Source organism: Pectobacterium odoriferum (assembly GCF_009931295.1).
GTDB lineage: Bacteria > Pseudomonadota > Gammaproteobacteria > Enterobacterales > Enterobacteriaceae > Pectobacterium > Pectobacterium odoriferum.
In genome coordinates this window covers 2,288,022-2,301,000 of sequence record NZ_CP034938.1, presented here as the reverse complement: position 1 = coordinate 2,301,000, position 12,979 = coordinate 2,288,022, and the positions used below count along the sequence as shown (strand labels likewise).

Annotated in this window: 11 protein-coding genes; 2 read left to right on the top strand and 9 right to left on the bottom strand. The window is 56.7% G+C overall.

The window, feature by feature from the left end; all coding sequences use genetic code 11:
- Positions 1 to 25 precede the first annotated feature (25 nt).
- The 9 genes from EO763_RS10235 to EO763_RS10195 form a co-directional block, all read right to left on the bottom strand.
- On the bottom strand, positions 26 to 1,327 hold the full coding sequence (locus EO763_RS10235) for an aspartate aminotransferase family protein (RefSeq protein ID WP_161528870.1): 1,302 nt from the start codon (positions 1,325 to 1,327) through the stop codon (positions 26 to 28).
- Entirely contained in the window at positions 1,324 to 2,448 is a 1,125-nt protein-coding gene (locus EO763_RS10230; protein ID WP_161528869.1) for a phosphotransferase, read from the bottom strand. Before EO763_RS10230 ends, EO763_RS10235 begins: the two co-directional genes overlap by 4 nt.
- Entirely contained in the window at positions 2,441 to 3,175 is a 735-nt protein-coding gene (locus tag EO763_RS10225) for an SDR family NAD(P)-dependent oxidoreductase (RefSeq protein ID WP_039471839.1), read from the bottom strand. The genes EO763_RS10230 and EO763_RS10225 overlap by 8 nt, the downstream gene beginning before the upstream one ends.
- 470 nt (positions 3,176 to 3,645) lie before the next feature.
- Complete coding sequence (locus tag EO763_RS10220) at positions 3,646 to 4,464, bottom strand: ABC transporter permease (protein WP_039544793.1); 819 nt, start codon at positions 4,462 to 4,464, stop codon at positions 3,646 to 3,648.
- 27 nt (positions 4,465 to 4,491) lie between these two features.
- A complete protein-coding gene (locus EO763_RS10215; protein WP_161528868.1) occupies positions 4,492 to 5,760 on the bottom strand; it encodes an ABC transporter permease in 1,269 nt (422 codons plus the stop codon).
- A gap of 42 nt (positions 5,761 to 5,802) precedes the next feature.
- On the bottom strand, positions 5,803 to 6,882 hold the full coding sequence (locus EO763_RS10210) for an ABC transporter substrate-binding protein (protein WP_161530373.1): 1,080 nt from the start codon (positions 6,880 to 6,882) through the stop codon (positions 5,803 to 5,805).
- A 202-nt stretch (positions 6,883 to 7,084) separates the two neighbouring features.
- A complete protein-coding gene (locus EO763_RS10205) occupies positions 7,085 to 7,222 on the bottom strand; it encodes a hypothetical protein (protein ID WP_161528867.1) in 138 nt (45 codons plus the stop codon).
- A gap of 18 nt (positions 7,223 to 7,240) precedes the next feature.
- Positions 7,241 to 8,713 (bottom strand): NAD-dependent succinate-semialdehyde dehydrogenase, encoded by a 1,473-nt coding sequence (locus tag EO763_RS10200; protein WP_161528866.1) that lies wholly within the window; start codon positions 8,711 to 8,713, stop codon positions 7,241 to 7,243.
- Positions 8,714 to 8,723: 10 nt separating this feature from the next.
- Positions 8,724 to 9,989, bottom strand: coding sequence for a 4-aminobutyrate--2-oxoglutarate transaminase (locus EO763_RS10195; protein ID WP_161528865.1), 1,266 nt, complete (start codon positions 9,987 to 9,989; stop codon positions 8,724 to 8,726).
- A gap of 181 nt (positions 9,990 to 10,170) precedes the next feature.
- Between EO763_RS10195 and pdxR the strand changes: the two genes are divergently transcribed.
- A complete protein-coding gene (pdxR, locus tag EO763_RS10190) occupies positions 10,171 to 11,664 on the top strand; it encodes a MocR-like pyridoxine biosynthesis transcription factor PdxR (RefSeq protein ID WP_161528864.1) in 1,494 nt (497 codons plus the stop codon).
- 192 nt (positions 11,665 to 11,856) lie between these two features.
- Entirely contained in the window at positions 11,857 to 12,951 is a 1,095-nt protein-coding gene (locus tag EO763_RS10185; protein ID WP_039489299.1) for an ABC transporter ATP-binding protein, read from the top strand.
- The last annotated feature ends 28 nt before the right edge of the window (positions 12,952 to 12,979 follow it).

Sequence of the window (12,979 nt, the reverse complement as noted above, 5' to 3'; positions counted from 1 at the left end):
CTTTTCACGTCACCCACGCGATTGATTATTCCCACGTGCGGGTGACGATGACTTTTAACACGTCGCTCAACGTGGTTAAAAACACATCGGCGTGCTCTTCCTGAAACACCAGCGGCGGGCGAATTTTCAGCACGTTTGCCGCTGGCCCCGTTGCGCTGATCAGCACACCGCGCTGACGCATGGCATTCACCACCTGCGACGCCGATTCACTTGCCGGCGCTTTACTTTCACGATCGCTGACCAGTTCTACGCCAATAAACAAACCGTAAGCCCGAATATCGCCAATCAGCGGGAAATCCTGCGCCAGTTGTTGCAACCCTTGCCGCAGATAATCACCCACCCGCAGGGCATTCTGCTGCAACTGCTCTTCGCGAATCACCCGCAGCACCGCGTGCGCCGCCTGACAGGACACCGGATTGCCGCCGAACGTATTGAAATAGCGGACATCTCGCCCAAATGCGTCGAACAGCGCGGAACGTCCAACCAATCCGGCGATAGGATGCCCGTTGCCCATCGGTTTCCCTAAACTCACCATATCCGGGACGATGCCGTGGCGCGCAAAGCCCCATAGCGATTCCCCCGTGCGTCCAAAGCCCGGCTGTACTTCATCCGCAATAAACAACCCGCCCGCCTGACGGATCAGCGCCGCCGCCTGCGCCATTTCGCCTTCCGGCGCGCTGAACACGCCATCGCTGGAAAAAATCGTATCCACTAGCAGCGCGGCAGGACGAATCCCCTCCTGCTGCATCTGCGCCAACGCTTCACGAATGCTGGTAAGAAATGCGCCGGGCTGACGATAGGTATCCGGTGCGTCAATCAGCTTCACATGGCGGCCACGCGCAACACCTTCCCCCAGCGACGGCGACAGCTCTGCCAGCGCGCTGGTCACGCCATGATACGCCCAGCGTGTCACCAACATGCCCGTTCCTCCTGTAGCATGTCGGGCAATGCGCAATGCCAGATCGTTGGCTTCACTGCCGGTACAGGTCAGCATCACGTTATTCAACTCAGCAGGAAACTCGCTCAACAGATCTTCTGCAAAATCGACAATCGCATGATGCAGATACCGCGTATGGGTATTGAGCTGTGCACTCTGTCGCGCCATCGCTTCCACCACCGCGGGATGGCAATGCCCAACCGAAGCTACATTGTTATAGACGTCCAGATAGCGCTTTCCCTGATGATCGAACAGCCACACGCCTTCGCCGCGCGCGACGTGCAGTGGTTCGTTATAGAACAGGCGGTAGCCGCTGCCCAACACTCGCTGACGGCGTGCCAGCAAATCGTCTGTCATCGTCATTTCAGAAGTGATTCCTCTCTGATTCATCGCGCGTTCTCCGGGCAAACCTGCTGTAGGCGAGTCACAAACTGCGCATGGGAATAGGTCGCGATGCGCTGCAAACTGTGCCAACAACGCGGCACATTGCGCAGCAGATACTCCTGATTATCGGGGTAGCGCGATGCACGCCACTGCGCAATGGTCAGCGTGAGCGCCATGCGGGTCGCTATCAAATCGGGCAGCAGTGCGATCTCCGCCGATGTCAGTGGCCTGTGCCGGTGATACGCGGCAATAAACGGCACAACCTGTTCCAACAGATCCGCCCCATCGCCAATTTGATACGCCAGCGCCGTCGCCACTTCGCAGATTATTGGGGCAAAGATAGCGTCGCCAAAATCGATAATGCCGGTGACCCGCGTCGGCGACGTGCCATCGACCAGCACATTATGCGGGTTCAGATCGTTATGAATGACCTGACGACGTAGCGTCGTCAATGCGGGCGCGACGTCGCTGTCATAGCGGTCAAAAACACGTTGAAGATGCTGGTACTGCTGCGGTTCAGAAACAAAATCGAGATAAGGACGCACCGATTCCGCGCGGCTGATATCCCACAGCAGCGAACGGTTCGCCGCCGGATGCGTAAAGCCTTGAAGCGCGTTGTCCAACTGCGCCAGCGAGCCTCCCAGTGGCGGCATCAGCGCCGTTGAAGGCGAAGTCAAATATTGCGGCATACCCGCCAGATAGCTCACCAGACGCACGCGCAGCAATACGCCATCCATCTCAACGCTCGTTTCCGACAGACCCGCCGTTGTCGGCCTGATACGCGGGACGGGCAATTCGGGCGCCCGCTGAGCAAGGTGCAACAGCAGCGCGGTCTGAAAGTCGCTGACCTCGGCAGGTTCCGCTGCATTGATGACTTTCAGCATGTAGCGTTCATCCGGCGTGACCGTCAGACAGAAATTTACATCACGCTCGCCCTGAAGCAGCGCCATCTGCCCGGTCAATCCATATTCTTGCTGCGCGATAGCCAAAGCCTGCTGACAGGAAACCTGCGGGACGGCCTGCGTCATTAATTCATCGCCGTGCGGCGAAGCCTCGACAAAAACGGGCTGATTGGACGCCAGACGTGGGAATGAAGGAAAAAGTGTGCTGAGTCGTCCGTCAGACATGCTGCCCCCCGTTAACGTGAATTTCCGCGCCGTTGACATAAGAGGCACCGGAAGTGCAGAGAAAATAGATCAGGCTGGCGACTTCTTCGGGCTTGCCTAAACGTTGCATCGGCACCTGCCGTTCAATGATGTCGCCCGTACCGGGTGACAGAATCGAGGTTTCAATTTCTCCCGGCGCAATCGCATTTACGCGCACGCCGTGTGGGCCGAAATCAAACGCCATTTCCCGCGTCAGCGCGGATAGCGCCGCCTTTGACGTGGCGTAAGCCACGCCGGCAAAGGGGTGAACGCGCGATCCGGCAATCGAGGTCACATTAATCACGCAGCCCTGTGAGGCCTTGAGTTCATCGAACAAGCCGTTTGCGAGCAACGCACAGGAAAACAGGTTGACGTTGAAGACCCGCAGCCAGGTCGCATAGTCCGTATCGCGGACGCCCAAGCGCTGTCCATCAGCGCCTTTTGGCGAAATACCCGCGTTATCGACCAGCGCATCCAGCCGCCCGCCCAGTTTTTCCTTAATCAGCGGTAACGTCTGTTGCAGGCTGTCGATATCTTCCAAATCGAGATGAATATGATTAAGCAACTTTTCCGCCCACGGGCACTCTTCCGCCCAGTTCTGGCGCGATGCGGTAAAGATCCGCCACCCCGCCGCGTGGAAATGCTTAACGGTGGCATGCCCGATTCCCCGGCTGGCACCGGTCAGCAGTAGTGTTTTTTGCGCTGTCATACCGAACCTCCTGAGTCTGTGTACAATCATTTTTTACACAACACACATCAAAATGGTGTTTGATGCATCATCAACTGGGTTTTAAAAAAAGCTGAAGAAATTTTCAGCAAAAATCGATCTTTTCTCGTGGCGAAATGCGCTCTTAAACACACTTTTATGCCGAATCAGGGAGCGTTTCGTGCGCTACAGTACTGTTATTTCATGCTACCTCGTAGCACGCGCCCGACGCAGGGCGGCTCACTCGCCGTCGCCCTGCGAACCCTGGCTTTTCGGCGCTAATCATGTCGCTGCGCGATGCCTTCGTCGGTATCAGGCTTAACGGACCGCTTGCGACACGTTCCCTACGTGGCGCAAGCTTTCGCGGCATCTATGCCGCTCATCCTAAGCCTGCTATCTCCTCAGCATAATTTCTTACGCCGGATAACAACCGAGCCGCTTACACTGGTTGTTTTTTGATGATGTTTGCCAGATTAGTTCCCACTCCGTAGCCGCTCCGAACGGCGGCGTAAAATCTCCATCACGATTAGCAGGATAAGCGCAGCACCCACCATCATGGTGGCGGCGGCGGCTATCGTCGGGTCGAGGTTTTCGCGGATACCAGCAAACATCTGTAGCGGCAGCGTGCGCTGGCGCGGGCTGGCAAGGAACAGCGTGACGATAACCTCATCAAACGAGGTCGCAAAAGCAAACAGCGCGCCGGAGAACACGCCGGGGGCAATCAGCGGGAACGTGACCTTGCGAAAAGCCAGCAGCGGCGAAGCGCCCAGACTGGCGGCGGCACGCGTCAGGTTGTGATCGTAGTTCTTCAATACCGCCGTGACCGTAATTACCACGAACGGCACGCCCAGCATCGCATGGGCCAATACCAGCCCCAGATAGCTATTCAGCAGCGACAGTTTAGCGAAAAAGAAAAACATCCCTACCGCGACAATTACCACCGGCGCAATCATCGGTGAAATCAGCACCGCCATTACCAGTGACTTACCGCGAAATTCACCGCGCACCAGCCCGACTGAGGCCAGCACGCCAAGCACCGTCGCCAGCAACGTGGCAAGCGGCGCAATCAGCAGGCTGTTGCCCAACGCGCCCAGCCACTCGCTGGAGTTGAAAAATTCGCGATACCAGCGCAGGGAAAATCCCGTCAGCGGATAGCTCAGAAACGAACCGGCATTGAATGAGAGCGGCACAATCACGAGCACGGGCACGATTAAAAACAACAGCATCGCCGCCCCGTAGAAATTAAAGAACGTGTTCCACAGACGGATAACCACTTCACCCTGCTGTCTCATTTGTTATCTCCCCAATATAAGGTGTGCTTAGTGCGCCGCGGCTTCCGCATTGGTGCGCGTTACACGGATGTACACGACATACAGCAACGTCACGATGATCAGCAACTGCGTCCCTAGCGCGGCCGCCATTCCCCAGTTCATGGTGGTATTGGTGAAGAACGCGACAAAATAACTCAGCATCTGGTCACTCGGCCCGCCCAGCAGCGCAGGCGTAATGTAGTAGCCAATCGCCATCATAAAGACCAGCAGCGCTCCCGCCGTCACGCCCGCGTAGGTTTGCGGCACGTAAACCCGCCAGAAGGCGATAAACGGATGCGCACCCAGCGAAATCGCCGCCCGTACGTAGTTCGGGGAAATGCCTTTCATCACCGCGTACAGCGGTAAAATGAAGAACGGCAGCAGAATGTGGGTCATTGAGATGTAGACACCGATGCGGTTGAACACCAGTACCAGCGGCTCGTCGATAATGCCGATGTGCATCAGCGAACGGTTGATCAAGCCACCGGACTGCAACAGCACAATCCAGCTTGCCGTCCGCACGATCAGCGATGTCCAGAACGGCAACAGCACCAGAATCAGCAGCAGGTTGGCACGGTTAGAGGGCTGTTTCGCCAGCCAATAGGCCAGCGGGTATCCCAGCCCCACGCACAGCAGCGTCACCACACCCGCCATCAGCAGCGTACGCAGCAGCACATCGACATACAGCGCCTGATCGGCAGGCTGCGGGACAATCTGCTGCGTGGTGGCATCGACTTTGTGGTCAAATACCGCCAGCAGGTAATAGCTGGTGAAAGGCCGCGCCGCGCGATCGAACGTTTGCCAGGTCGCCAACTCGCCCCACATCGGCTGTTCACGTATCAGTTGGTCACGAATATCGCTGCTGCCCTCAGCGGGCAGCTTGCGCAATGTGCGGGTAATCAGCGTGCGATATTCCGCCCCTTCATACCCCAATCGTTTGGTGATCGTGCTTAACTTACCGCTGCTGCGGGCATCGCGCAGATCGCCAACCAACGCCCGAAACACCGCCTCATCCGGCACATCGTTGCCCGACCAGAGCCGCATTGCGGCAATGGTCTGTGGCATATTGTCGCGCAATTCTGGGTTGGAGACGCTTTTCCCCAAAATCGAGGTGATCGGGAAGAGAAAACTCACCACGATAAACAGAAACAGCGGCGCAATCAGCAACAGAGAGCGTTTTTTATAGGCTTTCTGCGCCACCGACAATTGCTGTTTCAGTGTCGAATAATCCTCGTTTCCGCCAGACAGCGCAGCGGTTACGATATCGCTCTGGGACATAGGCTCTTTCTCCATCATCACGTACGGTCACTCACTGCGGCTTTACTGCGCGGCCCAGGCGTTAAAACGTTGCTCCAGCTCTTCACCATGATCGATCCAAAACTCAGTATCGACCTGCAAGGCCTGTGCCAGATTATCCGGTGCGGTCGGCAGATTGGCGGCGACGGCCGGTGCCAGCAGGCTGGTGGTTTTGACGTGCGTCGGGCCATACGGAATATTCTCGGCAAACACCTTCTGGTTTTCCGGCTGGTTGGCAAACGCGATAAACTGCTCCGCCAGTGCCTTGTGCTTGGAGCCTTTTACGATCGCCCAACTGTCCAGATCGTAAATGCTATCGGCCCAGACAATCTTGAAGTCATGCCCTTCTTTCTGCGCCGCCGCGACGCGGCCGTTATAGGCAGACGTCATCACCACATCGCCCGACACCAGCCATTGCAGCGGCTGTGCGCCGGATTCCCACCACTGGATATTCGATTTGATCTGATTCAATTTCTTAAAGGCGCGCTCGACACCTTCTGGCGTCGCCAACACCGTGTAGAGATCGTCACGCTTCACGCCATCGGCCAGCAGCGCGATTTCCAACGTAAATTTGGCACTTTTACGCAGCGCACGTTTGCCGGGGTAATCTTTCACATTCCAGAAGTCGGCCCAGCTTTTCGGTGCCTGTTTCAGCTTCTGTGCGTTGTAGGTCAGCACGGTAGACCACAGGAAAATCCCCGCACCGCACTCGGTCACCGCGCCTTTGACAAACTGAGATTGATCGCCCAGTTTTGACCAGTCCAGCGGTTCAAACAGCCCTTCGCTACAGCCGCGCATCAGTTCAGGGCCTTCGACTTCCACGACGTCCCAGCCTACCTGTCCGGTTTCCACCATCGCCCGGATACGCGCCATTTCACCGTTATATTCGCCAGCTTCCACCGTGCCTTTACCCGCCGCAGCGAACGGTTTGTAAAATGCCTTATCCTGCGCATCTTTGTTCAACCCGCCGAATGAAATCACCGTGACGGATTCCGCCTGCGCCTGACAGGCCATCGTCACCAGAAAAACCGTGGCCGCCATTTTCTTCAGTACCGGACGATTGCTGAGGCCTTTCGCTTTGGATGTGTTGGTAAGTTTGGACATGGCGTTGAATAGGGTCATAGTTTTGCTCCTGGAGTGTTAGCCAACGTATAAGGTCAAATACGAACCACAATTTTGCAGACTGCCATTTTGATGCATCATGTATCATGATAATCATGCAAAAAAATATGAGCATAAATTGTGCCAATTCAAAAATTTTATTGATGTTTTACTGCTGCGGCGGCGGGAACGGTGATGAGAAGCATCAGGGATACACAACTTCACTCTTCACCTGATGCCATTTCACCATTTTTGCCATGTTGTGGTGCAAGCCAGCATTGCCTTGCACCACCCAGACACATTGCGCGTCTGGTGTGCGCGTGCCGATAGGGGCTATCGACACGCGTTTCTTACCGACGATCTAGCGTGAAAGATCGACGCAGAGATATTTCATTTCCAGATAGTCTTCAATACCGAAACGTGACCCTTCACGCCCCAGCCCAGACTGCTTCACTCCGCCAAACGGCGCGACTTCATTCGAGATCAACCCGGTATTAATGCCGACCATGCCGTAGTCCAGCGCTTCCGGCACCGTCCACTGACGCACGGCATCACGCGTGTAGACATAGGCCGCCAACCCAAATTCGGTATCGTTCGCCATCGCTATTGCCTCCGCCTCATCGCTGAAGCGGAACAGCGGTGCCACAGGCCCGAACGTCTCTTCGCGGGCGAAACGCATTTCGCGCGTCACCCCGCCGACGATGGTTGGCGTGAAGAACGTGCCGCCCAATTCGTGACGTTTACCGCCCAGCAGCAGCGTTGCGCCGTGCGATAACGCATCAGCAATGTGCTGCTCAACCTTGCTCACCGCATCGGCATCAATCAGCGGTCCCTGCGTCACGCCCGGCTGCGTACCGTCGCCGACGTTCAACTTGCGCACTTCCTCAACCAGCCGTTCGACCAGCGTTGGGTAAATACCGTTCTGCACGTAGATCCGGTTGGCACAAACGCAGGTCTGCCCGCTGTTACGGAACTTGGAGGCCAGAATGCCTTTCACCGCCTGCTCCACATCGGCATCATCGAACACGATAAACGGCGCGTTGCCGCCCAGCTCCAGCGACAGCTTTTTCACCGTTGGCGCGCTTTGCGCCATCAGGATGCGACCCACTTCCGTCGAGCCGGTAAAGCTCAGCTTGCGCACCACCGGGCTATCGCACAGCACCTTACCGACCGACTGCGCATCACCGACGATGACCTGCAATACGCCGCGCGGAATACCGGCCTGCTGTGCCAGTTCCGCCAGCGCTAGCGCGGTAAACGGCGTTTGCTCGGCGGGCTTAACGATCATCGTACAGCCTGCCGCCAGTGCGGGCCCGACCTTACGCGTAATCATCGCCGCCGGGAAATTCCACGGCGTAATCGCCGCACACACGCCAATAGGCTGCTTAATCACCAGCAAACGCTGCTGCCCCTGCGGGGATTGCAGCACGCTGCCTTCAATGCGCTTAGCTTCTTCCGCAAACCAGTCGATAAAGCTGGTCGCGTAGGCGATTTCACCCCGCGCTTCCGCCAGCGGTTTTCCCTGCTCCGCCGTCAGCAGTACAGCCAGATCTTCCTGATTGTCCATAATCAGGCGCGCCCACGCCTGCAATAGCGCGGCACGTTCTTTTCCCGTCTTCTTACGCCATTCAACTAACGCCAACTCTGCGGCGGCAATCGCCTGCTTGGTTTGTGACGCCGTCACTAGTGGTACCGACCCCAGCACCGCGCCCGTCGCCGGATTGGTGACATCCAGACGTTCACCGTTTTGGCTGTCTTGCCACTCGCCGTCAATCAGGCAGTGTTGACGGAATAAAGTTTGTTGTTTCAATGAAATGGATGATTTCAGTTGCATAGCTTCTCTTCTATCGTGTTAATACGCGCGTCAGGATGCTCATCGCCTTGCTGAACTGATCGTCAGGCACCGTTAACGGGTACAGGAAACGGATCACGTTGCCATGTACGCCACAGGTCAGCAGCAGCAGACCGGCTTCCAACGCGCTTTTCTGAAATTGACGGGTAATTTCTGCTGACGGTTTACCCGTATTCGGATCGTTAAATTCTGCCGCCACCATCGACCCCTGTGCACGAATCGCCACCAGTGCCGGACACTGCGCTTTGATTTTCTCCAGCGTTTCCACCAGTGCAGCCCCCAAACGCTGTGCCCGTTGGCACAATTTTTCCTCTTCAATCACGTCCAATACCGCCAGCGCCGAAGCAACCGACAGTGGGTTACCCGCATAGGTGCCGCCCAATCCGCCCGGCGCGGGAGCGTCCATGACGTCAGCGCGACCAACAACACCGGAGATCGGGAAGCCGCCACCCAGGCTTTTCGCCATGGTGATCAGATCCGCTTTCTCCGTGTAATATTCCATCGCAAACAGCTTGCCCGTACGCGCAAAGCCCGTCTGCACTTCGTCGGCAATCAGCAAGATGCCATGCTCGTCACACAGCTTACGCAGCCCGCTGATAAAGGCCGGCGGCGCGACGTGGAAACCGCCTTCGCCCTGTACCGGTTCCAGCAGAATAGCGGCAACCTGATCGGCAGCGATGTCGGTATGCATCAGACGTTCGACGCTTTCCAACGCCTGTTCAACGGTGATGCCTTGCTTCTCATTCGGATAAAGCGCGTGAAAAATAGAGCCGGGGAACGGGCCGAACCCTGTGGAATACGGTGCCACTTTGCCCGTCAGCGTCATAGTCAACAGCGTGCGGCCGTGGAACGCCGCGTTGAAGGCGATCACGCCGGGGCGCTTGGTGTATGCACGCGCGATTTTCACCGCGTTTTCTACCGCTTCAGCACCGGTGGTAAAGAACGTGGTCTTTGCCGCGCCTTCAATGGGTGCCAGCGCGTTGATGCGCTCAGCCAACGTGACATAACTGCCGTAAGGCACAATCTGGTAGGCCGTGTGGGTAAAGCGATCCAACTGCTCACGCACCGTCGCGACAATCTTCGGGTGGCGGTGGCCAGTATTCAGTACCGCAATCCCAGCGGCAAAATCGATAAATTCCCGCCCTTCAACATCCCACAGGGTGCTGTTTTCCGCACGCTCGGCATAGAAATCACACATGACACCCACACCACGCGGTGTGGCGGCCAAACGGCGTTGATTCAGTTCGCTATTCTTCATGGTCTGCTCCGGTATCCCAAACACATCTGCTAGTCGTTAAGCGATGCTGTAGTTGAATAATGATCTAGTTGAACGATGCTTTCGTTGAACGATGGCTGGTTGTCGAAAGATGATGATGTCATTTAGACGCGAGATGGTTCTATAATCCAGTGCCAGTTTTGAATATTTGAAGGATCCACTTTTGCGCTCACTTCTGACCGACTTATTGCTTCAGCGTTTAGCGAACCAGCAAGACGGCGCGCTGAACAAGCGTTTGTACGACTGCATTCGGCTAGCGATTCTTGATAGCGCGATTGCCGCTGGCGAGCGTCTGCCGTCGTCGCGCGATCTGGCGCAACAGCTGTCGCTGTCGCGCAATACCGTGCTGACGGCTTACGAACAGCTACTGGCAGAAGGCTATATTGAAGCACGCAAAGGAAGCGGGACCTTCGTCACGGAACAGTTACCCGATGGCAATATGCAGCCGGTGAACAGCGACAACGCCGGGGAGATACGTGAGCCTAAGCATGAGCTCTCGCGTCGCGGTATGCATCTGCTGGGCTATGCTGGTGCTTCCGTCCGGCAATGGGGAGCGTTTATGCCCGGCATCCCGGATATCGCCAGCTTCCCTCATGATTTATGGCGGCGTATTCAAACGCGCCTGACGAAGCGTGTTCGCCCCGAACAGCTCTCCTATTCGCCGATTGGCGGTTGCCCCGAACTACAGTTGGCACTGGTGGATTACCTGCGCGTTGCCCGTTCTGTGGAGTGTACGCCGGAGCAGATTCTGATTACCGAAGGCACCCATCAGGCGATGGATTTGCTGGCCAAAATGCTGTGTAACCCCGGCGATTTGGCGTGGATTGAAGATCCCTGCTATTGGGGCATTCGCAATGTTCTGACGATTAACGGCCTGCGCATTGCTCCCGTCGATGTGGATGAACAAGGGCTGGCACCGCCAGAAACGCTCTCGCCCGACGTCGCGCCGCGTTTGATTTGCGTGACACCGTCACATCAATATCCGCTGGGCGCGGTGATGAGCCTGGCACGCCGTCAACGGCTGCTGGCACTAGCGCAGGAACACGGCTGCTGGGTAGTGGAAGATGATTATGACAGCGAGTTCCGCTTTTCCGGCAGCCCGATCCCCGCGCTGCAAGGGCTACAGACGCAATCACCGGTGATCTACATCGGTACATTCAGCAAAACGCTCTACCCCAGCCTGCGCGTGAGCTACATGGTGCTGCCGCCGCTGCTGGCACAGTCGCTGAAGACGGCACACTCCGAACTTTATCGCGGCGGACACTGGCTCACGCAGGCGACGCTCGCGCAGTTTATCCGCGAAGGCCACTACGCCGCGCATATCCGCCGCATGCGCCTGCTGTATGCCAAGCGCCGCGCGTTATTGACGTCACTGATCGAACAGCATCTGGGCGCAAATTACGTCGGGGACAACAGCAACGCCGGGCTGCATATGCTGCTCAGCCTGCCTTCCCACATCGATGATGTCGTGCTGAGCGCCGCGATTTTGCGCCGTGGCGTGATGGTCAAACCGCTTTCTAGTTACTACCTGCAACCGACACAGCAGCGCGGTTTATTACTGGGCTACGCCAGCGTGGAAGAGAGCCAAATGACGCAGGCTTTTTCCGTGATTGTGGCCTGTATTCAGGCGCTACATATACGTCATTCCGACGCCTGACAGCCCCCGTTTTTTATACGTAACCCTTCGCACCGTTACGGTGCCATCCTCCATTGGTGCGCCCCATTACGGCGCGCCCGTTGTGGTGAGCAATGGCGTTATGACACATTGCAGCGCGGTATTTCTGCTCGCTAAGCATCCGGCATGGTTTATGCATCCTTATGAATAACAGTGACTGCCGGAGAGTGAAAAATGAGAAATTATGTCAGCTTCAGGAATGTTCAGAAGACCTATGACGGCGACCGCCTGATCGTCAAAAACCTCAATCTGGATATCCGTGAAGGTGAATTTCTGACCCTGCTTGGGCCTTCCGGCTCGGGGAAAACCACCAGTTTGATGATGCTCGCTGGGTTTGAAACCCCGACGCAGGGGGAAATTATGCTGCGTGACGCACCGCTGCACCATCTCCCACCGCACCAGCGCGACATCGGTATGGTGTTTCAGAACTACGCCCTGTTCCCACACATGACCGTGGCAGAGAATCTGGCGTTTCCACTCTCCATCCGCCGCCTGAACCGTGCCGATATCAAAGAGAAAGTGGATCGGGTACTGGACCGCGTGAAGCTCACCAGCCTGGCCGATCGCTACCCCGCCCAGATGTCCGGCGGTCAGCAGCAGCGTGTCGCGCTGGCTCGCGCACTGGTTTTCGAGCCAAAACTGGTGCTGATGGATGAACCTTTGGGCGCGTTGGATAAGCAACTACGCGAGCATATGCAGTTGGAAATCAAAGAGCTGCATCAGTCGCTGGAGTTAACCGTGGTGTACGTCACCCATGACCAGAGCGAAGCGATGACCATGTCCAACCGCGTCGCGGTGTTTAACGATGGCGTGATTCAGCAAATGGACAGCCCCAGCGACATCTACGAAAAACCGGAAAATGCGTTTGTGGCGCAGTTTATCGGCGAAAACAATACGCTGCTCGCCACACGCGCCGAGGCCGAAGGCGCATTCTATCGGGCAACGCTGGACGATGGCACCTCGCTGCGCGCGCTGAAAGTCCGCCCCAGCTCACCGGGCCGAAAAATCACGCTCTGCATCCGTCCGGAACGTATTCACGTCAACGCGGCTCACATCGATGACGGCATGCAGCACGTCAAAGCCCGCATTCAGCAATTCATCTATCTGGGCGATCACGTCAGGATGATGACGGAAGTAGCCGGTCAGCCGCAGTTTATGGTGAAACTCCCCGCCAGCGAGATTCAGCCGCACTGGAAAGCCGGCACCGAAGTCAATCTGTCATGGCAACCGGAGCACCTGCGCGCACTGGATAGCATCATTACGCATTAATTGTGCTCTGGCAGCATCAAGAGATGTG

Bases quoted from the DNA above. Each gene is read 5' to 3' on its own strand.
- EO763_RS10235 (WP_161528870.1), bottom strand. From the start codon at position 1,327: ATGAATCAGAGAGGAATCACTTCTGAAATGACGATGACAGACGATTTG.
- EO763_RS10230 (WP_161528869.1), bottom strand. From the start codon at position 2,448: ATGTCTGACGGACGACTCAGCACACTTTTTCCTTCATTCCCACGTCTG.
- EO763_RS10225 (WP_039471839.1), bottom strand. From the start codon at position 3,175: ATGACAGCGCAAAAAACACTACTGCTGACCGGTGCCAGCCGGGGAATC.
- EO763_RS10220 (WP_039544793.1), bottom strand. From the start codon at position 4,464: ATGAGACAGCAGGGTGAAGTGGTTATCCGTCTGTGGAACACGTTCTTT.
- EO763_RS10215 (WP_161528868.1), bottom strand. From the start codon at position 5,760: ATGTCCCAGAGCGATATCGTAACCGCTGCGCTGTCTGGCGGAAACGAG.
- EO763_RS10210 (WP_161530373.1), bottom strand. From the start codon at position 6,882: ATGTCCAAACTTACCAACACATCCAAAGCGAAAGGCCTCAGCAATCGT.
- EO763_RS10200 (WP_161528866.1), bottom strand. From the start codon at position 8,713: ATGCAACTGAAATCATCCATTTCATTGAAACAACAAACTTTATTCCGT.
- EO763_RS10195 (WP_161528865.1), bottom strand. From the start codon at position 9,989: ATGAAGAATAGCGAACTGAATCAACGCCGTTTGGCCGCCACACCGCGT.
- EO763_RS10185 (WP_039489299.1), top strand. From the start codon at position 11,857: ATGAGAAATTATGTCAGCTTCAGGAATGTTCAGAAGACCTATGACGGC.